Source organism: Mesorhizobium sp. WSM4833 (genome assembly GCF_055811095.1).
Map to the genome: position 1 here is coordinate 141,051 of NZ_JBVVQG010000002.1, position 19,604 is coordinate 160,654.

At 64.7% G+C, this 19,604-nt stretch carries 19 protein-coding genes; 9 read left to right on the top strand and 10 right to left on the bottom strand.

The window, feature by feature from the left end; all coding sequences use genetic code 11:
* Window positions 1-122: 122 nt before the first annotated feature.
* Entirely contained in the window at window positions 123-542 is a 420-nt protein-coding gene (locus AC0L2D_RS03815; protein ID WP_473540395.1) for a VOC family protein, read from the top strand.
* Between the two features lie 118 nt (window positions 543-660).
* Window positions 661-1,608: a DMT family transporter gene (locus AC0L2D_RS03820; RefSeq protein WP_473540396.1), complete on the top strand. Its 948-nt coding sequence runs from the start codon at window positions 661-663 to the stop codon at window positions 1,606-1,608.
* Window positions 1,609-1,691: 83 nt separating this feature from the next.
* Here the strand turns inward: AC0L2D_RS03820 and AC0L2D_RS03825 are convergent, their stop codons facing one another.
* From AC0L2D_RS03825 to AC0L2D_RS03835, 3 genes are all read right to left on the bottom strand, one after another.
* Window positions 1,692-1,841 (bottom strand): hypothetical protein, encoded by a 150-nt coding sequence (locus tag AC0L2D_RS03825; RefSeq protein WP_086081318.1) that lies wholly within the window; start codon window positions 1,839-1,841, stop codon window positions 1,692-1,694.
* A gap of 632 nt (window positions 1,842-2,473) precedes the next feature.
* A complete protein-coding gene (locus AC0L2D_RS03830) occupies window positions 2,474-2,821 on the bottom strand; it encodes a DUF2934 domain-containing protein (RefSeq protein ID WP_224621821.1) in 348 nt (115 codons plus the stop codon).
* 97 nt (window positions 2,822-2,918) lie between these two features.
* A complete protein-coding gene (locus AC0L2D_RS03835; protein WP_224621822.1) occupies window positions 2,919-3,524 on the bottom strand; it encodes a BA14K family protein in 606 nt (201 codons plus the stop codon).
* A 249-nt stretch (window positions 3,525-3,773) separates the two neighbouring features.
* On the opposite strand from AC0L2D_RS03835, the gene AC0L2D_RS03840 reads away from it, so the two are divergent.
* Genes AC0L2D_RS03840 through AC0L2D_RS03850 form a run of 3 tightly spaced genes read left to right on the top strand, consistent with a single transcriptional unit; the run spans window position 3,774 to window position 8,985 of the window.
* Window positions 3,774-7,886, top strand: a complete 4,113-nt coding sequence (locus tag AC0L2D_RS03840) for a Pls/PosA family non-ribosomal peptide synthetase (RefSeq protein ID WP_473540397.1) — start codon at window positions 3,774-3,776, stop codon at window positions 7,884-7,886.
* Window positions 7,883-8,332 carry a GNAT family N-acetyltransferase gene (locus AC0L2D_RS03845; RefSeq protein ID WP_473540398.1) on the top strand — a complete coding sequence of 150 codons (450 nt, stop codon included), beginning with the start codon at window positions 7,883-7,885 and terminating at the stop codon, window positions 8,330-8,332. The genes AC0L2D_RS03840 and AC0L2D_RS03845 overlap by 4 nt, the downstream gene beginning before the upstream one ends.
* Window positions 8,333-8,379: 47 nt before the next feature.
* Window positions 8,380-8,985 (top strand): 4'-phosphopantetheinyl transferase family protein, encoded by a 606-nt coding sequence (locus AC0L2D_RS03850; RefSeq protein WP_473540399.1) that lies wholly within the window; start codon window positions 8,380-8,382, stop codon window positions 8,983-8,985.
* Between the two features lie 9 nt (window positions 8,986-8,994).
* Here the strand turns inward: AC0L2D_RS03850 and AC0L2D_RS03855 are convergent, their stop codons facing one another.
* Window positions 8,995-10,107 carry a KamA family radical SAM protein gene (locus AC0L2D_RS03855; RefSeq protein WP_473540400.1) on the bottom strand — a complete coding sequence of 371 codons (1,113 nt, stop codon included), beginning with the start codon at window positions 10,105-10,107 and terminating at the stop codon, window positions 8,995-8,997.
* Window positions 10,108-10,266: 159 nt separating this feature from the next.
* Here AC0L2D_RS03855 and AC0L2D_RS03860 point away from each other — a divergent pair, with 159 nt between their 5' ends.
* A complete protein-coding gene (locus tag AC0L2D_RS03860) occupies window positions 10,267-11,202 on the top strand; it encodes a hypothetical protein (protein WP_013530658.1) in 936 nt (311 codons plus the stop codon).
* 28 nt (window positions 11,203-11,230) lie between these two features.
* Here AC0L2D_RS03860 and AC0L2D_RS03865 read toward each other — a convergent pair whose 3' ends face one another.
* The 3 genes from AC0L2D_RS03865 to AC0L2D_RS03875 all read right to left on the bottom strand — a co-directional run bounded on the left by AC0L2D_RS03865 (window position 11,231) and on the right by AC0L2D_RS03875 (window position 13,998).
* Window positions 11,231-12,787: a serine hydrolase gene (locus AC0L2D_RS03865; RefSeq protein WP_064993969.1), complete on the bottom strand. Its 1,557-nt coding sequence runs from the start codon at window positions 12,785-12,787 to the stop codon at window positions 11,231-11,233.
* Window positions 12,788-12,928: 141 nt separating this feature from the next.
* Entirely contained in the window at window positions 12,929-13,819 is an 891-nt protein-coding gene (locus AC0L2D_RS03870; protein ID WP_473540401.1) for an NmrA family NAD(P)-binding protein, read from the bottom strand.
* Window positions 13,816-13,998 (bottom strand): YjiS-like domain-containing protein, encoded by a 183-nt coding sequence (locus tag AC0L2D_RS03875; protein ID WP_013530655.1) that lies wholly within the window; start codon window positions 13,996-13,998, stop codon window positions 13,816-13,818. The genes AC0L2D_RS03870 and AC0L2D_RS03875 overlap by 4 nt, the downstream gene beginning before the upstream one ends.
* A gap of 217 nt (window positions 13,999-14,215) precedes the next feature.
* On the opposite strand from AC0L2D_RS03875, the gene AC0L2D_RS03880 reads away from it, so the two are divergent.
* On the top strand, window positions 14,216-15,127 hold the full coding sequence (locus tag AC0L2D_RS03880; protein ID WP_473540402.1) for a transcriptional regulator GcvA: 912 nt from the start codon (window positions 14,216-14,218) through the stop codon (window positions 15,125-15,127).
* A gap of 52 nt (window positions 15,128-15,179) precedes the next feature.
* Here AC0L2D_RS03880 and AC0L2D_RS03885 read toward each other — a convergent pair whose 3' ends face one another.
* Both AC0L2D_RS03885 and AC0L2D_RS03890 read right to left on the bottom strand, forming a co-directional pair.
* Complete coding sequence (locus AC0L2D_RS03885; RefSeq protein WP_013530653.1) at window positions 15,180-15,392, bottom strand: tautomerase family protein; 213 nt, start codon at window positions 15,390-15,392, stop codon at window positions 15,180-15,182.
* Between the two features lie 69 nt (window positions 15,393-15,461).
* On the bottom strand, window positions 15,462-16,190 hold the full coding sequence (locus AC0L2D_RS03890) for an SDR family oxidoreductase (protein ID WP_473540403.1): 729 nt from the start codon (window positions 16,188-16,190) through the stop codon (window positions 15,462-15,464).
* Window positions 16,191-16,293: 103 nt separating this feature from the next.
* Between AC0L2D_RS03890 and AC0L2D_RS03895 the strand changes: the two genes are divergently transcribed.
* Window positions 16,294-17,187, top strand: coding sequence for a LysR family transcriptional regulator (locus AC0L2D_RS03895; RefSeq protein WP_473540404.1), 894 nt, complete (start codon window positions 16,294-16,296; stop codon window positions 17,185-17,187).
* A 23-nt stretch (window positions 17,188-17,210) separates the two neighbouring features.
* Here the strand turns inward: AC0L2D_RS03895 and AC0L2D_RS03900 are convergent, their stop codons facing one another.
* Window positions 17,211-18,437 (bottom strand): flavin-dependent oxidoreductase, encoded by a 1,227-nt coding sequence (locus AC0L2D_RS03900; RefSeq protein ID WP_024501707.1) that lies wholly within the window; start codon window positions 18,435-18,437, stop codon window positions 17,211-17,213.
* A 100-nt stretch (window positions 18,438-18,537) separates the two neighbouring features.
* Here AC0L2D_RS03900 and AC0L2D_RS03905 point away from each other — a divergent pair, with 100 nt between their 5' ends.
* Window positions 18,538-19,578, top strand: coding sequence for a GlxA family transcriptional regulator (locus tag AC0L2D_RS03905; protein ID WP_473540405.1), 1,041 nt, complete (start codon window positions 18,538-18,540; stop codon window positions 19,576-19,578).
* Window positions 19,579-19,604 lie beyond the last annotated feature (26 nt).

Genomic DNA, 19,604 nt, shown 5'->3' on the forward strand with positions numbered 1-19,604 from the left:
GGCATCTGCGCCGCCGCGCTAGCGATTTAAAAAAGTTGAGCCGCGGTGTCGGATCCACGGGCGGTCACCCGTCTTACAGCAAGCGCCACTCGCTGGCATCTCGACAACCAAAGGAATGATCGATGAGCAAGAAGATTTTCGTGAGCCTGCCGGTGAGCGACGTGAAGGCATCCATGGCGTTCTATGAATCGCTCGGGTTCAAGAACAATCCCAGGTTCACCAGCGAGGCGGCGGCGGGGATGGTGTGGAGCGATCACATCAATTTCATGCTGCTCAGCCGTGAAAAATGGCAGACCATGACCACGCGCCCCATCCCGCCATCAACGTCCAGCGAGGTCATGCTGGCGCTGTCCCTGGACAGCCGCGAGGCGGTCGATGCGATGGCCACAGCTGCTGCCGCGAACGGTGGCACCGCCGACATCAATCCAGTCGAAGATCATGGGTTCATGTATACACGCGACCTCGCTGATCCCGATGGCCATGCCGTGGGCGCGATGTGGATGGACGTTTCCGCGATGCCTTCCGGCGACAAGGCGGACTGACATCGTTTTCGCGATCGGCCAAGCCCAGCTTCCTCCACACCCCTTCAAAACGGATGCACGCCCCAACGACACAGGCTATGTTGCCCCGTCTGGCCGAAATCATCGAGGAAGGCATGACATGCAGGCAATGCCGATAGCGCATCAAGCCGCGCAACCCGTGGCCGGCTCTTCCCTGGCCGGCTATCCGGCCGCCGTCCTGTGCTGGCTGCTTTCGGCCGGTGTCTATATCGCGGCCAAATGGGTGGCGCCTGAAATGCCGCCCTGGGGTCTCTGTTTCTGGCGGCTGACGCTTGCCTGCGCCATCCTGCTGCCGATCGTGCACCGTCATCACGAGGCGATGATCGGGCTTTTGCGAACGCGCGCTCTGGAGGTCGTCGCGGTGGGGGCGATCGGCCTGACGCTCTGCCAAGGTATGATCTACCATGGCCTCAACCACACCGACGCCACCACGGCCGGCATCATCATGGCGCTGTCGCCTGTCATGACGATGATGCTCGCCCGTTTCGTGCTTGGCGAGCCGCTCGGGCTGTGGAAGTCGCTTGGCGCGCTGGTTGCGCTTGCCGGGATGATTTTCATCGTTGCCCACGGCAATTTGACGGCGCTGCTGCAACTCAAGGTCAACGCCGGCGAGCTGTGGATCGTCGGCAGCGCGTTCTGCTGGGGCCTCTACACCGTGCTTTTGCGCCGTGCCAAATTCGGCATCGAACTCCTGCCGATGGTCGTGCTGCTGCTCGGCGCCGGTGCGCTGGTCGCCTTGCCTTTCCATTTGTGGGAATTGTTCAACGACGAACGCTCCGCCATGAACGTCCACAGCGTTCTCGCGCTCGCCTATCTGGCAGGCCCCGGCGGCGCCCTGATGTACTATCTCTACAACAAAAGCGTGCAAACGCTGGGCGCGAGCCGGGCAAGCATGCTGCTCTATTTGCAGACGGTGTTCGTGGCCATGCTCGCCTATCTGCTGCTCGGCGAGGGCTTGCACGATTACGACCTGGTCGGTGCGGCCTTCATCGTCGCCGGCATCGTGCTCGCTACCGTGGTCAGGCCAGCTCAACCACGCGTGGCGTAGACATCTTGCGGGTGACGGCTGTATTCAGCGCCGGCCGCATTGGCGTTTGGTGAGTCACCATCGCGACAGCCAGAGGCCCCCTCTCAATGCCGCTTGAAATACTGCACCTCCTTCTCGTGCTTCTCCGCCGCCTCGCGCGTATCGAACGTTCCGAGGTTGCGCCGCTTGCCGGTCTTGTCGTCCTTCTTGCGCGAATACAGCCGGTATTTGCCGTCCTTGAGTTTTCGGATCATCTCGCTCTCCCTGGCTAGGATTGGCCCTGATCAAGGTTTCCGCTTGCCGGGCGGCCCGGCCTACCGACCAGCGCCTGCGCCTTGTCGCCATGCTCATTCCCCGGTTGTGTCAGGGATCAACGCCGTTCCAATCCAAATGATCCACCCGTTCGAAGGTGGCACTCTGCGGCGCCCCCCTCTGGCCTGCCGGCCATCTCCCCCACAAGTGGGGAGATTGACAGCTTTGGCGTCGGCGCTTTCTGGCAACGTCGAAATTCGGCGAGCGCCGGCCAAAACGCAAAAACCCGCCTGGGCGGCGGGTCGCTGGCGCAAATCAGCACCATAGGCAAAAATGTAGCATAGCTGCCCTCACCCCGTCAAGAAAAAATTCCTATCCATCGACGCAAGCTGCCTGCCGGCGGCCACCAAGGCCAGCGGCGCAATTGCGGTGGCAGCCGACATTCCAACGCAGTAAATTCAGATCCAACTTGACGGAACATTAGCCAAAGCTAATTGTTAGTGGATGCGGCAGGTGGTGCCCTCCATCGCCTGCCGAAGATCGGCCCTCCGATCGGCCCGCGTCCTCCGCCAGAGGCGCGGGCTTTTCGTGCCGATCAGCCGTCGCAGCCTAGCCGGCATTTTTCGTCCTCCGACTATTTCGCCAGTCCCTCATCGGGGTTTCGCCGCCCTTTGGCCTTGAGGCTGCGCGCGGCTTGCTCGACCGCGGCGCGGTCGTTGCCCAGGCGGTCGAGCAGTTCCTGTGCCTCGTCGCCGGAGATGCCGGTGCGCACCGCCAGCGCCTCGACCTCCAGCACGTCGGAGCTGGCGATCTCGCCGGTTTCAGGCAGCGCATCGTCCGCCGTCAGCGGCAGGGCTCCCTCGCGGTCGATCTCGGCCTCGGCCTGGTGCCAGTGCCGTTCGGGGTCGCCCTGCATGCGGCCTTCCCGTTCCCAGATCTGGTAGGCGCGCTCACGAATTCTGTCGTCCCGGTCGTCGCTCATGGTCAGTCCTCCTTGGGGTCAGGGTTGAACGTCGCGCCAATGCGGACGCTCCGGAAAATCCGCGCGATCGGATCGCCATGCCGGCGGCGCGCGGGGGCTACTGGCATTGCCGTCTCGGGCCGCCGGAATAGGGCTGGTAGGAGTTGTCTTCCGGGCGGTAGGAGCGGTAACGGCTGAAGCAGGAATCGACATGGTCGGCCGAAAGCGCTTCGCCGTCATCGTCGGCAAGGTAGACGCCAAGGCCAGCGCCGTTTTCCCCGCCATCGGCGGCCGGCTGGCCGGCCTGACCGGCGGCTTCGAGATAGGGCGAGATGCAGGGGCGCAGCTGCCCGCTGTAGGAAAGATAACTGTTGTCGTCCGGGTGGTAGGAGCGATAGCGGCTGGCGCACCAGGCGAGATGCGGAGACGGCAATTCCGCCGCCTTGGGCGCGATGGCGCCGGTGACCGTCGGGTCGGGCGGTGTTTCCTGCGGTTTGGCGGGGACGTCGGGCGGCGCCGGCTGGGCGGCCGGCAGGCGTTCGAGGCCCTGCCCGGCTTTGTTCACCGGCCGCGCCTTCTTGGTCCACAGCTCCGCCACGCTGACGGTGGCCGTTGCCTGGCGCGGCGGCTTTGCGGCAAGCAGCCAGGCGGCGAAGCCCAGTCCGCTGCCGAAGACCGCAAGGGTCAGCACGAAGCCGCAGACCAGTCCCAAAACCGCTTTCACGACACGCTCCTTCAGTCCCTGCTCATAGAATGCGGGGCCTCAAGGCTGGTTCCAGAAAAACGCTGGCGCGCGCGCCGGCGTTGCCGCCGGGCGCAGCCGCCAAGGGAGGCTCAAAACCCCGCCCAGACACAGTTCAGAAACAATATTCAACAGTTCGGAAAAACTGCCGAAAAGATCGGATGGCATAAGCGACCCATAACAACTGGAAAAATGGCCGTGCCGGGCGATGCCCGGCCTGGACGGGAAAGTATGGAAATGGATCACGGTGTCGATATCGCCGAACTGGACGCGGAACGATCGGGGCTGGAAAGCGGCCCGGCAGGTGTCGCTGCGCTGGTAAGAACGGCTCCCGCGACAGCCAGGCGCGGGCAAATCCTGACGGGCGCCGACTTTGCCCGCCATGGCCTGCCCGGCGAGCGGCTCGACACCGTCTTCGAACAGCTCGCCGAAACGTTCGCAGCGCTGCCGGCGGTGATCTCCGACGGGCGTGTCTGGACCTATCGTGAACTGGACAGCCGGGCCAACCAGTTCGCCCGCCTGCTGGTCAAGCGCGGCGTGAAGCCGGGCGACCGCATCGGGCTCATCCTCGACCGCTCGGCGGAGACCTATGTCGCGCTGCTCGCCGTGATGAAGGCGGGCGCTGCCTTCGTGCCGCTGGCGACCGCATTCCCCGAGGAGCGGATGGCGCTCATCATCGAAGACGCCGGCGTCAGCCTGATCGTCACCATCGCCGCCTATGCGTCGCGCGCCGATCAACTGCCGGTTCCGCATCTGCTGATCGACAGCGCTGCCGCCGAAATCACCAAACAGTCCGACGCGCCGCTGAAGCCGCATGCGAAGGCCGCTTCAGCGGACGACACCTGCTACATCCTCTACACGTCGGGCACCACCGGCAAGCCCAAGGGCGTCGTCATCAAGCACCAGAGTTTCGTCAATTTCATCCGCGTCGCCGCCGCCTCCTACGGCTACCGGCCGGGCGACCGCGTCTACCAGGGCATGACGATCGCCTTCGACTTTTCCTCCGAAGAGATCTGGGTGCCGTTCGTCGCCGGCGCAACCGTGGTGCCGGCACCCGGCCAGATGCCGCTGGTGGGCGAGGAACTCGCCGATTTCCTGCGGCTCCATGACATCACCTGCATCGCCTGCAGCCCGACGCTGCTGTCGTCGATGACATCGGATGTGCCCAGCCTGCGCACGCTGCTGGTCGGCGGCGAGGCCTGTCCGCACAATCTGGTGGTGCGCTGGTCGAAGCCGGGGCGGCAGATCCTGAACACCTATGGCCCGACCGAGGCGACCGTCACCGCCACCATGGGCGCGCTGACGCCGGACAGTCCCGTCACCATCGGCGCGCCGCTGCCGACCTACTCGATCGTCATTCTCGACGCTTCGCTGCCGCAGCTTGCCGAGCCGGGCGAACTGGGCGAGATCGGCATTGCCGGCATCGGGCTCGCGGTCGGCTATCTCAACCGGCCCGACCTGACCGAACAGAAATTCATCGCCGATTTCGTCGGCCTGCCGAACAACCCGTCGAAGCGCATCTACCGCACCGGCGACCTTGGCCGCATCAACGACCAAAGCGAGATCGAATATAACGGCCGCATCGACACCCAGGTGAAGATCCGCGGCTACCGCATCGAGCTCGGCGAGATCGAGGCGGTGCTGCTCGACCAGCCCGAGATCGCTCAAGCCGCCGTCACCACCTGGGAGATCGAGCCCGGCCGCGTCGAACTCGTCGCCTATTTCGCAGCCAAGGCCGGCCAGACGGCGATCTCGCGCGCGGACCTCGCCAGGACGATGAAGCGGCGGCTGCCGGACTACATGGTGCCCTCCTATCTGGAGGAACTGCCGGCGATCCCGATGACCGTTTCCAACAAGGTGGATTTGCGCCAGCTGCCGAAGCCGACAAGCGTACGGCTTTCGGCCGATCGCGCCATGGTCGCGCCCAGCAATGACGACGAGCGTTTCCTGGCCGACGCGCTGGCCGCGGTGCTGAAATTCGACGAAGTGTCCGTCGAGGACAATTTCTTCGACGATCTCGGCGCCAACTCGCTGCTGATGGCGCATTTCTGCGCCCGTGTGCGCACCAGGAAGGAATGGGCGACGGCGTCGATGCGCGACATCTACCTCCACCCGACCGTGGCGCGGCTGGCGCTGCATCTGGGCGTAGTGGACGAGATGACGACGGCCACCAACGAACCCGTCCTCACGCGGCGGGCCTCCAATCTTGCCTATTGGACCTGCGGCGCCGCACAGCTGATGTTCTACGGGCTCTACAGTTATGGCGCCCTGTGGGCGATCAATGGCGGCCTCAACTGGATGTACGACGCGCTCGACGATCCGCTGCAGCTCTACATCAGGTGCGTGGCGCTTTCGGCCGCCGTGTTCTTCGGCATGTCGGGCTTTGCCGTCCTCGCCAAATGGGTGCTGGTCGGCCGCTGGAAGGCGGAGGCGTTTCCCATCTGGGGCGTGCGTTACTTCCGCTTCTGGGTGGTCAAGACGTTGATCCGCACCGCGCCCGTCGTGCTGTTCCGCGGCAGCCCGCTCTACAGCATCTACCTGCAGCTTCTCGGCACCAGGCTCGGCAAGAACGCCGTCATCGAATCGAAATCCGTGCCCGTCTGCACGGATCTCATCTCGATCGGCGCCAACACCATCCTGCGCAAGGAATCGATGATCCTCGGCTTCCGGGCGCAGGCCGGCTATATCCACACCGGGCCGCTGACCATCGGCCGCGATGCCTTTGTCGGCGTCGGTTCGACGCTCGACATCGACACCAGGATCGGCGACGGCGCCCAGCTCGGCCATTCGTCCTCGCTGCACCGCGGCCAAAGCATCCCCGACGGCGAACGCTGGCATGGCTCGCCGGCCGTGCCGACCACGGCCGACTATTGCAAGGTGCGCAATGTCGATCCGTCCAACATCCGGCGCTTCCTGTTCGAAGCGGTTCAGCTGATCGGCCTGTTTGCCATCGTCACCCCCTTGCCGCTCCTGTTCCACAGCTATTGGGAAAATGTCGGCGACGACTACCAGGAAACCATCGGCGTCGTCGCGATCGGCACCACGGTCACGCTGTTCGGCTACATGGCCGCATCCTTCCTGGCGGCGACGCTGGTGCCGCGCCTGGTCAGCCTGCTGTTGAAGCCCGGCCGCACCTACACGCTGTACGGCTTCCGCTACTGGCTGCAGACCGTCGCCGAATTCTCCAGCAACTCGCGCGTGCTCGGGCTGCTGGCCGGCGACAGCTCTGCCATCGTGCACTACATGCGAGCGATCGGCTGGAATCTCAACAAGGTGGTGCAGACCGGCTCCAATTTCGGCTCCAACCAGCAGCACGAAAACCCGCTTCTGTGCGAGATCGGCACCGAGACCATGGTGTCGGACGGGCTGTTCATGATCAACATGCACAAATCCGCCGCCGCCTTCAGGCTCGAGCCGACGAGGATCGGCGAGCGCAACTATCTCGGCAACAACATCTACTATCCGCCGGACGGCCGCACCGGCGACAACGTCCTGCTCGGCACCAAGGTGATGATCCCCATCGACGGGCCGCTGCGCGAGAATGTCGGGCTCTTGGGTTCGCCTGCCTTTGAAATCCCGCGCATGGTGAACCGCGACAAGGAACTCATCGCCGGCATCGACGAGGACGACCGGCGCCGGCGCATCCCATTGAAGAACCGCCACAATCTGGTGACGATCCTGCTGTTCGTGGCGACGCAATGGATCATGCTGTTCGCCACGCTGGCGATCTGGGACCGGGCGCTGAACTACTATACCGAATGGGCTGAAGTCGCACTCTTCGTCGCCGTGCTCCTGACCTCGGCGATCACCATTCCCTTCTACATCTTCGTGGAACGGGCAAGTCTTGGTTTCGGCAGGCTGAAGCCGCAGATGACGACGATCTACGACGTCGCGTTCTGGCGCCATGAACGCCACTGGAAGCTGGCGGATTCGCCGATCGTGCGGCTGTTCGCCGGCACGCCGTTCCGGCCGATGATCCTGCGCATGCTGGGCGTCAAGATCGGCAGCCGTGTCTATGACGGCGGCAGCAATCTGACCGAACGCTCGCTGGTGGAGATCGGCGACGACGCCACCCTCAACGAGGGCTGCGTCATCCAGGCCCATTCGCTGGAAGAAGGCGCCTTCAAGTCCGACTTCATCCGCATCGGCAAGGGCTGCACGCTCGGACCCTCCGCCTTTGTCCACTACGGCGTCGTCATGGGCGAAGGCTCGGTGGTCGATGTCGACTCCTTCGTCATGAAGGGCGAAGAGCTGGAGCCCAACTCGATCTGGCGCGGCAACCCGGCCAAGCTGCATCGCTTCGTCGAGCCGATCACCGAGTCCTCGGCCAAGGCATCGGCTTGAACACCGAGGACATCCGTCTCGTTGCCGTGACCAGGGCCAACCGCGCCCTGGTCGCGGCCCTGGAACTGGCTCCGGAGCAGAGGGATTTCGTCGCCAGCAATGCGGAGTCCCTCGAAGAAGCCGAAACCGACGAAGACGCGCGGCCGCGCGCCATCATGGCTGGGACCCGTGTCGTCGGTTTCCTGATGTACGATGCGTCGGACAACGAGGCGCTGGTCTACCGCTTCATGATCGACCGCGCCCACCAGGGCAAAGGCTATGGCAAGGCCGCATTGCGCGCCTTGCTCGACGAGATCGGCAATCTCGACCATATCAGGGAGGTTTCGATCTGCTACGAGCCCGAGAACGAGGCCGCACGCCACCTCTATCGCGCAGCCGGCTTCGTGGAACAAGGCATCGACGAGGACGGAGAAATGATCGCCGTCCTGCCGATGGTCGATCGTTGAAGCCGCCCGTTGCGAATTCATCGGCGGAAACGACCCTGCTGGAGGCGATGGCCGCGATCGCGCCGAGCGGTGTCCGGATCGGATGCCGCCTGATCCGCGAAGGCGATGAAGCCCATCTGCTGCCTGGGGAAGCGCATTCCATCGCCGCGCGCCAGCCTGGCATGCGGCGCGCCAGCGGCGCGGCCCGGTGGATCGCGCACGGACTGCTGGCGGAGCTTGGCGTCGGCGACGCCGCCATCCTGCGCACGCCGTCCGGCGCGCCTGTCTGGCCCGAGGGAATAATGGGTTCGCTCGCGCACGACGACGACATGGCGGTAGCGGCGGTTGCACCGATTGGCGATATCGCCTCGCTCGGCATCGACGTCGAGCCCGCGCAGCCTCTCCCGGATGACATTTTGGCGCTCGTGACAACATTTGCGGACCGCACCGACGCAGCCGACCGGCATCTTGCCGGCCGCATCCTTTTTGCCGCCAAGGAAGCCGTCTACAAGGCCGTCTATCCGCTCGATCGCGAGGTGCTGGGCTATGAGGACATCACCGTCGACCTGAACGCAGGCTGCGCGACGACGAAGACAGGCCGCAAGGCCAGGCTCGCCTACTGCGTTGCCCCGCGCGTGGTGGTGCTGGCGTTTGTCGAGAAAGACAGGGGTTAGCGCGCAGTCCTATTCGCCAACGATCTCCGTATACGCCCTCACCTCGCCATCCAGCCCGCGCAGCCGCCAGTTCTCGCCCTCCCGTCCCTCGACATGGCAAGGCCCGATCGGCACCTTGCCGCCGCCTTCCGGCAGGTCGAGCACATAGACGGGGTTGCAGATGCCCGACAGTCGCGCGCGCAGCGCTTCGGTCAGCGCCTGCCCCTGCGCAATCGTCGTGCGCCGGTGCGCCATGCCGCGCGCGAGGTCGCCATGGTGCAGGTAATAGGGTTTGACGCCGAGGCGGTACATCAGCTCGCGGCAGAGTTCTTCCAGCACCTCGATGCTGTCGTTGACGCCTTTGAGCAGAACGCTCTGGTTGAGCAGCACGAAGCCGGCTTGCCGCAGCGTGCGGCAGGCGGTTTCCGTGGCCTGAGTGATTTCCCGCGCGTGGTTGAAATGGGTGACGATGGTGACCATCAGCCGGCCCTGCAGGGCCGCAACCAGCCCCGGCGTGATGCGCGACGGCAGCGCCACCGGAACGCGCGTGTGGATGCGCAGCAGCCGCACATGCGCGATCGCTTCGATGCGCGCGCGGATTTCGGCCAGCGCCTTGTCGGGCAGCGACAGCGGATCGCCGCCGGTCAGGATCACCTCGCGGATTTCGGGGTGATCCGCGATATAGGCCAGCGCCGGCTCCAGCGCCTCGCGCGTATAGCCCCTGCCGATCGAGGTCAGCGATTCCTTGCGGAAGCAGAACCGGCAATAGACCGCGCATCGATAGGTCGGGAACAACAGCACCCGGTCGGCATGGCGATGCGTCAAGCGCGGCACCGGGCTGAAGTCATGGTCGGCGATCGGATCGTCGAGTTCGCCTTCCGCTTCCTCAAGTTCTTGCGAAGACGGGATGACCTGCGCCCGGATCGGATCAGCCGGGTCGTTCCAGTCGATCAGGTCGAGATAGGCTTTGGGCGCGCGCACCTTGTGGTTCGCCGCCGCGGCCTGGGCGGCTGCGCGCTCGGCTGACGACAGCGGGAGGCGGTCAAGGTCGCGGACGTGGCGCACCCCGGCGCGGACGTCCGCCTGCCAGGCGGTGTCAGGATCGGCGGAGCGTGCATCGTGGAGGTTCGTGTCTGAAGTCATCAGGGTTCTCGGGGCAGTTTCTGGCGGAGCTATCGGCCGGATGGCCAGGCGGGTCAACCTTCTGGGGTGGTCGCCGCCATCAAATCCACCGCCTGCAAATCCGTAGGTATTTAGCCAAAATGGCACTATTCTGCGCAGTCTGGGCTTCAGGGAAAACGAATGGATTTCAGCACAGGCCATGGTTACCTGCTCATCGGCGGCCTCATCCTCGTCGGTACTGGGCTGCTCATCCTGTCGCTGATCGTCAATCTGCGCGTCGCCCACAGTGTGCGCGACGACGTGCGTCATCGCGAAAAGCTGCTGGAATACTACCGTAACATCTTCTCGCAGTTGGGCGTGATCCTGATCGGCATCGGCGTGTCGCTGTTCATCTTCTTTTTCCAGCAGAATTACCAAGACCAGCGCAGACGCGAAACGGATCTCCAGCAGGTTCTGGCCAAGCTGGCGGCGCGCATCGCTCGCGGCGCTCCCCTCGTCGAGTCACTTGGCGAATTCGACGCGCTGCTGGATGACGGCGGGGCCTACGTTAGTCCCGAACTTGGTGGAACCAACGCCGCCATCGGCGCGCAGGGAGCGGAGCTTGGCAAGCAGATCCGCGAAATCCTGCTGGTTGAGCGCGACGTCGACATCCGGGACTTCGACATCCTCAACCTGTCGCGCGATTTCGAGTCGTCGTTCGTCGTCAACCAGCTCGATCCGACGCTATGGTTCGACATCGTGCGCGACGAGAGCGAGATCAAATATGCCATCACCCAACTCACCCTCGACTACAAGGACCTGCAGGATGCGATCGGCGGCGAGCCGATCGAGGTTGCGATCGCCAATCCTGAAACCGAGCGCAAGATCAAGCACGAGGTGCTCGACATCTTCTACGATGCCGACCTCTTGCGCCAGCGCAGCAGGCGATTTCTCGGCCGTGCGTGCTGGCTTCTCAGCCACGGACGCAGCTTTGTCAGTCTTGCACCGGTCGACGCGATCGAAGCCGACGCGAGGTCACATCAGGAATGGATCGACAGATCGAAGCCCTCGCTGGCACAGACGAAATCGGGCAACGGCGATTGCTTCAAACTGCTCCGATACGGCCCGGCATCCTGACTCCCGGCGGGACCGGTCGATTTGGAAGTCAGTCCCCCACACGTTGCAGCGTGCCGAGATGATTGTCGTCGAGAAAACCTACAGTCATGGCCGACGCCTTGCCGTCAGCGCCGACCACGAAACTTACACCCGAGGGGCTGTCCGGCGTCTCCGCGTCGGGAAAGGTCAGGAAAAGATCACCGTCGAAATGCCTCAATGAATAGGACCGGCCGGCGGCCGGGCCTACCTTGAGTACAAGGTCGTCTCCCGCTTTCGACACAATCGCGTCGCCGATGAAGTCGTTGGCGTACCGGCCAGCATAGACACTGCCCGGCCCGGCTCGCCGTGACGGAGACGGCGGCGCGGCATAGGCGGCCTTGGCCGCCGCGACCGCCGGACCGAACAGGCCCGCATAGATATCATTCCACGCCTTGACCCAGTCCTTCTCGACCTTACCGTCGAAGACGAGATCGGCGAAGCTGTCGGACAATCCCTCCGGCAGGCCAGTCGGAAAGGCGTTGGCGACGATGACTATGCCCAGCTTCTCCTTTGGGAAGACTGTCACCAGGGTACGCGCGCCGACGCTGAAAGCGCCGGCGTGGCCCCAGCTCAGGCCGTGTCGGCCGAATTCGACATTCCAGCCGAGGCCGTAGAACGATGCGCCGCCGGAGACGGGGTTGTTGCCGCGCGCTATCAGCGGAACATGCGTCTGGCTTAGCGCATCGGCGGCAATCAGTGTCTTGCCGGCATAAACGCCGTTGTGGAGGATGAGGCGCACCCATTGCGAGAGGTCACGTGCCGTAGAGCTGACGCCGCCGGCGGGCGCCTGCGCATCCGGATCGCGCTCTATCCTCGCTGCCCAGGCGCCATCGACCTTGACGTGAAGCGCGGCGCGGTTGGTTCGCTTGACGAAGTCCGAATGGCGGGAACTCGTGGAGGCCATGCCCAGCGGACGGTAGAGCTTCTCCTCGGCGACCTGCTCCCAGGGCTTTCCCGTCGGTGTCGCGGCTGCCACGGCACCCTCTGTCAATCCGAAATTGCTGTAAGAATACCCGGCCCGAAAGCTCGACGATGGCGGCACGAACCGCAGGCGATGCAGGATCTCGACGCGGTCGTAGCCAATGTCCTCGAGGTCGTCTCCGGCGGTGCCTGGAAGCCCGCTGCGATGCGAAAACAGGTCACGGACGGTGAGCTGGCTTGCCGGATAAGGATCGGCCAACCTGAAGGCCGGATCGAGATCGGCGATCTTCGAATCCCAGGACACGATCCTGTCGCTAACCAACGCCGCTACGACGGTGGCGGAAATCGGCTTCGAAAGGGAGGCGATCTGGAACACCGTGTCGGCGTCGACGGTCTCAGGCTTGCCGGCCTCGCGATGCCCAAAACCCTTGAGGAAGATCACCTCGTCATCGCGCACGACGCCGATGGCGAGCCCGGGTACGGCACCGTCTGCGACGGCGGCTTCGGCAAGCGCTTCGAGCTTCGACAGGGCAGCAGTGATGCGCTCGGGCGTGAGGCTATCGGCCGGCGCCGCGTGCGGCCAAAGCGCCATTGCGGCGATGAAGACCCAAACCCTCCACTGACAGAGATTCCGATTCAGCCGCATGCACAAGCCTCCTCCCAGGAATTCACATGACCATGATACAGGCCCGCACGGGTGAGACCAGCCCTTCTCGGGCGGCTCACGCCGCGAGCCGGATTCATCGGCCGCGCCGACGACGTCAGCTTCAGCGCCGCGCTCCTGTTCCTACCGCCCAGCGGCGTCCGCCATCGCAACAAAGGCGCTCTCGATGGTCTCGAAAGCCAGCTCCGGATACAGCACCCCGGCTTCCGGCGTGGCCGTCTCGAGCGCGGTCTCGCCGCGTATCCAGAATGCCCGCAGCAGTCCAAGCCAGGGGGCTGACGCGATCATCGCCTCAAGCTCCGCCGCACTCTGAGGCACGATGCGCGGCGAGCGGCCGCTCACCCGGCGCCACAGATCGATCATTTCGTTCTGGGTGATCTTGTTTCGGGCGATGCGGATCTCGCTGCGGTTGGCCTTGGGATCGTTCAACGCGCGCAAGGTGACGGCGGCGATGTCCTTCTCGCTGACAAACGTCGCCGGCACCTCGCCACCGCCATAAAGCGTCACCTCATCGGGCGGCAAGGGCGACGAGCCAAAGCGCATCAGATCGCCCAGCGTCGCCACCCAGGTCGAAAAGAAGCCGTTGGTGTAGATCACCGTGTAGGGCAGATCGGCTTGCCTGATCGCGTCGAACACGCCTCGCTTGAGATCGAGCGGCGGGATCGAGCCCGGGGCGGCGGCGGCGAAGTCGAGGCCGAAGCCGGCGGAAGGCACATAGCGGGAAACGCCGGCATCCCTCAGCGCCCGCACCAGCGTCATCTCGCTGGCCGAATGCACATGCACCGAGCTGATGACGCGGTCCACCGCACTGGCGGCGCGGACAAGGCTGTCATAGTCGTCGAGATCGCCGACGTGGATTTTGGCGCCGAGCTCCTTCAGCGAATGCAGCCGCTCTTCATCGCCGGCTGTTGCCGGACGAACCAGAACGTGCAGGCGATCGCCATTGCGGGCGCTGGCCTTCGCCATCTCGCTGCCCAGCAGCCCCGTCGCGCCGATGATCAGGGTGCTGGTCATATCGACCTCCCATTGCGCAGGATGGAGCCGTCCCAGTCGCGCTCGAATCCGATGTCGTGCAAGCGATGGTTCGAGAAGCGTGAAACTTGGCGCAGCATGCGGCGGCGCTCGACGACTGCAGAGGCTCTGAGTGCAAGACCGCTCGTCGCGGCGCTGATGGATTCGAGAATCGGTTTCATGGTTCGTCTCCTGTGGTTCAGTAGGCGCAAGCGTGCCGACGCCGTCCGCAAGGGGACAAGCATGACGATTGCTCACACTGTTTCTGGTCGTTCAGCGCAGCGGCGAGATGGGAAAGCCGATCAATATCCGCTGCTACCCCTATAGATTGGACATTTCCGGGCTGGACGACAAACGACTCTTTGTGCAGGATTTGTGAGCAACACTCACAGGTGGACCATGCCGCTCAGACTGCCGCCCCTCACTGCCTTGCCCGCCTTCGAGGCCGCCGCCAGGCATCTGAGTTTTTCCAAGGCGGCGGGTGAGCTCAACGTCACCCATGGCGCGGTCAGCCGCGCCATCCGCAACATCGAGGACAGACTGGGCATCCAACTTTTCGATCGGGGAACGAGGTCCGTGCGCCTGACGTCGGTCGGCGCGGCCTACGCATCGGAAGTCAGGACGGCGCTGGACCAGATCGCCGCCGCCACCATCGCCGCCACGCCCGACCGCACGGCAGGCATCCTGAATGTCAGCACATCGGACGGTTTTGCCGGCCGCTGGCTGGTGCCGAGGCTGCATCGCTTCCACCGCGCAAACGCCGACATCGACGTGCGGCTGTCGACCTCGGGCGTGCTTTCCGATTTCGTCAGCGACGGCATCGACATCGCCATCCGCTACGGCAAGGGCGGCTATACCGGGGTGACGGCGGAGTTTCTCGCTGATGAAGAGGTCTTCCCGGTCTGCAGCCCGGAACTGCTGCAAGGCGAACATCCGCTGCGCCAGCCCGGGGATCTCCGGCATCACAAGCTGATCCACGACGCCTTTCGCATCGACTGGGCAACATGGCTGCAACAGGCCGGCGTGGACGGCATCGATCCCAAGCGCGGCGTGCGCTTCGATTCCGCTACCTTCGCCGTCGAAGCCGCGGTGCATGGCGAAGGCGTGTTGCTCGGCCGAAGCGCGCTGGTCTCGGCCGACCTCGCTGCGGGGCGGCTGGTTCGCCCCTTCGATCTCGCGCTGAAATCCGCCTCGCGCTACTACGTCGTCTACCGTGACGGCGCGCTACGCCAGAAAAAGATTAAGGCGTTCCGCGACTGGCTGTTTGCCGAAGTGGCCGCCGACTGGGTCGGTGCGACGAAGGATGGCTGATGCGGCAAGGGTTCAATTTGTGAAAGGCACCTCTTCGAGGTCTAGCCCTGCACTACTCCTTCGCGCGAAAAACTTCCGGCACGACGAACACTTCGTCGGCCCGGCCATAGCCTCCGTCGGCGACCTCCTCGACCAGCACCATCGTGTAGGGGCGCACGCCCTCACCGAAAAAGTCGACGAACATCGCGGTCGTCCGATGGATGAGGTCTTCCTTCTGCGCTTTGGAGAGGGCCGCTTGCGGTAGCTTGATGTTGGCGAATGGCATGATGTTTCCTTAGCTTTTCGAGTGTGGAAGTCAGGCAGTCAGGAGAGCCAAGCCGGCCTGGTTGCCGCCTCAGACCACGCCGCCATTGGCGCGGATGATTTGCCCGTTGACCCAGAAGCTGTCCGGACCGGCCAGGAACGAGACCAGCCCGGCAATGTCGTCGGGCTGGCCGAGCGGGACCATCTTGCCGATGGCCTCGATCTGCGCCTCGCTCTTGCCGTCCGTGAACAGCGCGGTCTCGATCGGTCCGGGCGCCACCGCGTTGACGGTGACACGGCGCGCGCCAAGCTCCTTGGCCAGGATGTGGGTCATCGCCTCGACACCCGCCTTTGTGGCGGCGTAAACGCCGTAGCCCGACTGGTAGAGACCGACGACGCTGCTGGAAAAATTGACCATGCGGCCGCCGTCGCGAAGCCGGCGCGCACCTTCCCGCATGCCGCGAAACACGCCGCCGAGATTGATCGCGATCTGGGTGTCGAAGGAAGCATCGTCGGTCTGCGCGATCGGCGAAATCTTCATGATGCCGGCATTGTTGACGAGGATGTCGATGCCGCCGAACGCCTTCTCGCCGGCGTCGAACAGCACGGCGATGCCGTTCGGATTGGCGATATCGGCCTGCACGGCGATCGCCCTGCCGCCGCCGGTCTCGATCGCGCGGACCAGTTCTTCGGCCTCCGCGCGGCCCCGTGCATAGTTGACGACGACGGCGACGCCGTCACGGGCGAGCCGCTGTGCGATGGCGGCGCCGATGCCTTTGGAGGCGCCGGTCACGATCGCGGTTCTGGTTTGATTAGTCATCGAAGTCTCTCCGCGTTGTTGGTGACACGGATATAGGCCAAGCCGAATTCCGGATAATCATCCACCCATTGACATCACTATTCGGGAACTGCGAACAAAGAGCATGGATCGGCTGGACACGATGCGGCTCTTTGTTCGCGTTCTGGAGCGGCGCAGCTTCACCGCTGCCGCGGCCGATCTCGGCCTGCCGCGCTCAACCGCGACGGAAGCCATCCGGCGGCTGGAGGAGCATCTCGGCGCGCGGCTGCTGGAACGAACGACGCGGCAGGTGAACGCCACCCAGGATGGTGAAGCCTACTATCGGCGCTGCCTGTCGATCCTGGCCGAGATCGAGGATGCCGAGGCCGCCTTCCGCAACGCCGAGCCTTTCGGCCTGCTGCGCATCGACGCCAGCACGCTGCTCACCCGCACATTCCTGTTGCCGCGCCTGCCGGAGTTTCTCGACCGCTATCCCCGCATCGACCTGCAGATCGGCCAGAGCGACCGGCTGGTCGATCTCGTGCGTGAAGGCGTGGACTGCGTGATCCGCGTCGGCGAGCCGCCCGACAGCGGCATGATCATGCGGCGGCTCGCGATGATCCGCGAGATCACCTGCGCCAGCCCCGCCTATCTCGAGCGCCACGGCACGCCCGCCTCCCCCGATGCGCTCGACGATCACCAGGCGGTGGGCTTTGTCTCGTCGCGCACCGGAGAGACCCTTCCGTTCGAATTCACTGTCGCCGGCAATATCCGTGAGGTGCGGCTGCCCGGCCGCGTCTCCGCCAACAATTCCGATACCGCCGCCGACCTGGCGCGGCTTGGCCTCGGCCTCATCCAGGCGCCGCGCTATCGCTTCGAGAAAGATCTGGCCGAAGGGACGCTGGTCGAGGTGCTGGCCGACTACCCGCCATCGCCGACGCCGCTGTCGGCGCTCTACCCGCAGAACCGTCAGCTCTCGCCGCGCCTTCGCGTCTTCCTCGACTGGGCCTCGCGCATCTTCGCCGAGGCAAACCTGTAGGCTGCAAAACGCGCCACTCGCGATCAACTCGGCTTTGCAAACCCGGCCAGGGACGCATAGCCGCGTACCACGCTTTTGCGTTCTTCGCGCGAAGCGACGGCGTCGATGTCATCAAAACCATGCGGCGCCCGGGCCTCGACCATGTCTATGACCGCTTCCGGTCCGCCTTGCCGATTGGCGAGCACGATGGCCGATGTGGCCGGCCGCCGCTCCCCGTCATACCGTGTTAGCGCGGCTTCGACGGTCGGTCCTGCGGCCAGATGCATCGCAAGGCAACCAGCGTCGAGTATTGCCTGGCTGGCTCCGTTCGACCCCACCGGGTACATGGGATGCGCCGCATCGCCGAGCAGCGTCACCCGCCCGAACGACCATCGTGGCAGCGGGTCGCGGTCGCAGTTCGGATATTCGTAGAAGCCATCCGTTGCCTGGATGATCGAGGCAGGGTCGACAAAATCAAGCTGAAACCGGTCACGCACGAAGGGCAGCACATCGTCGATCACGCCCGGGCGGCTCCAGTCGCCGGGACGTAACGGTGATGAGCCGCTATCGCCGGTATTGGCCATTACCGCCCAGTTCGTCAGCCTGGTCTCTTCGCGATCCGGCTCGATCGGATAATAGACGAACTTGGCGAAGTTGCCGCCGGCAACCGCCATGGTGCGCCCGTCGCGCCAGACCGGCCATGGCGTGGCGCCGCGCCACAGCATCGTGCCGTTCCAGATCGGCGGCCCTTCTTCGGGATAGAGCACGGCCCTGACGGCGGAATGGATCCCGTCGGCGCCTATGAGCAGGTCGCCATGGGCCTCGCCGCGCGAGCCGTCATGCCGGCGGAAATGCGCCACGACCTCGCCCTCGTTCTGCTCGAAGGCATCGACACGGCTTGCCGTGCTGATGACGTCGCCGCCAAGCCTGTTCACCACGGCCCGGTGAATCAGCCCCAGCAGCCTGCCGCGATGAATGCTGATTTGCGGAACCTCATAGCCGGCATCGATGCCCCGCAATTCCTGCCATACGATCTGGCCGAAGCGGTTGGTGTAGACAAGCTCGCGTGTCCTCACCCCCTCCGCGTCGAGCGCCGGCATCAGCCCAAGCCCGGCCAGCGCCTTGACAGCGTGAGGCAGCATGTTGATGCCGACGCCAAGTTCGCGGATGTCGTCGGCCCGCTCGAAAAGTTCGACCTCGATGCCTGCCTCATGCAGGAACAGAGCAGTGGTGAGGCCGCCGATACCGGCCCCGGCGATCAATGCTTTCATCAGTCACTCCCTTGCCGTGAAAAGTCCCCCCGAGCCGGCCAGATGCCCGTCGACTTCGCGACGTCACGGCGATGCGCGTGGCCAGGGATATTCGAGTTGCATGGCGACGAGGTCTGCCGTGCGGCACGTTGCCGTCGTCGTTCACCCCGGTTTCCAGCTTCTGGATGCGGCCGGGCCGACAACCGTCTTCGAGATTGCGGAGCGCTGCCGCCCGGACAGCTATGAGTTGGTTTTGCTGTCGCCCGGCGGCGGCGACGTTGAAAGCTCCTCTGGCCTGAAGCTTCTCACCAGACCTCTGCGCGACGGCCCTTTCGACACCGTCATCGTATCGGGCGGCGAAATCATCCGTTCCATCGAGGCGATGGACGAGATCATCGCCTGGTTGAGGCGCGTGCCGGCGCGGCGCACCACCAGCGTCTGCACCGGCGCGTACCTGCTGGCACGGGCGGGATTGCTCGACGGCCGCCGCGCCACCACGCACTGGGCCAGCAGTCACGACTTCCACCGCCGCTACCCGAAGGTCAGGCTGGATGCCGAGCGTATTTTCATCAGGGATGGCGACATCTGGACGTCGGCCGGCATCTCGGCCGGAATAGACCTGGCGCTTGCCCTCGTCGAAGATGACCTTGGCGCTGAAGTGGCGCGCCGCACCGCACAGCAGATCGTCATGCACCAGCGCCGGCCGGGCGGCCAGTCGCAATTCTCGGCCTTCGTCGAACTGGGCGGGCGAACCGGCCGCTTCGCCGCGCTGATCGAGTGGGTGCGGGCAAACCTGGCCGAACCGCTGACCGTCGAATGCCTGGCCGATCACGCGGCCATGAGTCCCCGCAACTTCGCCCGCGCCTTCACGTCCGAGACCGGCGTCACGCCGGCAAAGGCGGTAGAGCGCATGCGCCTCGAGACGGCCCGCACGGCGATCGAGACCAGCCATCTCCCGCTTGAGCGCATCGCCGAAGCCGCCGGTTTTGGCGATCCCGGACGAATGCGGCGCGCCTTCCTGCGTACCCTTGGCCAGCCGCCGCAGGCGTTTCGGGCGGCCGCCGAACACAGGGAGCTTCACTCGGGGCGGCCAAGCAGCGGCTCTGCCGGCTTAAGGGCCGTTCCGGTCCACAAGCGGACAAAAGCGAATGAGCGCACTTGATCCAGACCGAAGTTTCACGAAAATCA

Excerpts from the sequence above, each read along its gene's own strand:
- AC0L2D_RS03875 (WP_013530655.1), bottom strand. The coding sequence starts at position 13,998 with ATGAAACCGATTCTCGAATCCATCAGCGCCGCGACGAGCGGTCTTGCA.
- AC0L2D_RS03905 (WP_473540405.1), top strand. The coding sequence starts at position 18,538 with ATGGCGACGAGGTCTGCCGTGCGGCACGTTGCCGTCGTCGTTCACCCC.
- AC0L2D_RS03865 (WP_064993969.1), bottom strand. The coding sequence starts at position 12,787 with ATGCGGCTGAATCGGAATCTCTGTCAGTGGAGGGTTTGGGTCTTCATC.
- AC0L2D_RS03900 (WP_024501707.1), bottom strand. The coding sequence starts at position 18,437 with ATGAAAGCATTGATCGCCGGGGCCGGTATCGGCGGCCTCACCACTGCT.
- AC0L2D_RS03880 (WP_473540402.1), top strand. The coding sequence starts at position 14,216 with ATGCCGCTCAGACTGCCGCCCCTCACTGCCTTGCCCGCCTTCGAGGCC.
- AC0L2D_RS03815 (WP_473540395.1), top strand. The coding sequence starts at position 123 with ATGAGCAAGAAGATTTTCGTGAGCCTGCCGGTGAGCGACGTGAAGGCA.
- AC0L2D_RS03885 (WP_013530653.1), bottom strand. The coding sequence starts at position 15,392 with ATGCCATTCGCCAACATCAAGCTACCGCAAGCGGCCCTCTCCAAAGCG.
- AC0L2D_RS03895 (WP_473540404.1), top strand. The coding sequence starts at position 16,294 with ATGGATCGGCTGGACACGATGCGGCTCTTTGTTCGCGTTCTGGAGCGG.
- AC0L2D_RS03890 (WP_473540403.1), bottom strand. The coding sequence starts at position 16,190 with ATGACTAATCAAACCAGAACCGCGATCGTGACCGGCGCCTCCAAAGGC.
- AC0L2D_RS03840 (WP_473540397.1), top strand. The coding sequence starts at position 3,774 with ATGGAAATGGATCACGGTGTCGATATCGCCGAACTGGACGCGGAACGA.
- AC0L2D_RS03855 (WP_473540400.1), bottom strand. The coding sequence starts at position 10,107 with ATGACTTCAGACACGAACCTCCACGATGCACGCTCCGCCGATCCTGAC.
- AC0L2D_RS03830 (WP_224621821.1), bottom strand. The coding sequence starts at position 2,821 with ATGAGCGACGACCGGGACGACAGAATTCGTGAGCGCGCCTACCAGATC.
- AC0L2D_RS03850 (WP_473540399.1), top strand. The coding sequence starts at position 8,380 with ATGGCCGCGATCGCGCCGAGCGGTGTCCGGATCGGATGCCGCCTGATC.
- AC0L2D_RS03825 (WP_086081318.1), bottom strand. The coding sequence starts at position 1,841 with ATGATCCGAAAACTCAAGGACGGCAAATACCGGCTGTATTCGCGCAAG.
- AC0L2D_RS03860 (WP_013530658.1), top strand. The coding sequence starts at position 10,267 with ATGGATTTCAGCACAGGCCATGGTTACCTGCTCATCGGCGGCCTCATC.
- AC0L2D_RS03820 (WP_473540396.1), top strand. The coding sequence starts at position 661 with ATGCAGGCAATGCCGATAGCGCATCAAGCCGCGCAACCCGTGGCCGGC.
- AC0L2D_RS03870 (WP_473540401.1), bottom strand. The coding sequence starts at position 13,819 with ATGACCAGCACCCTGATCATCGGCGCGACGGGGCTGCTGGGCAGCGAG.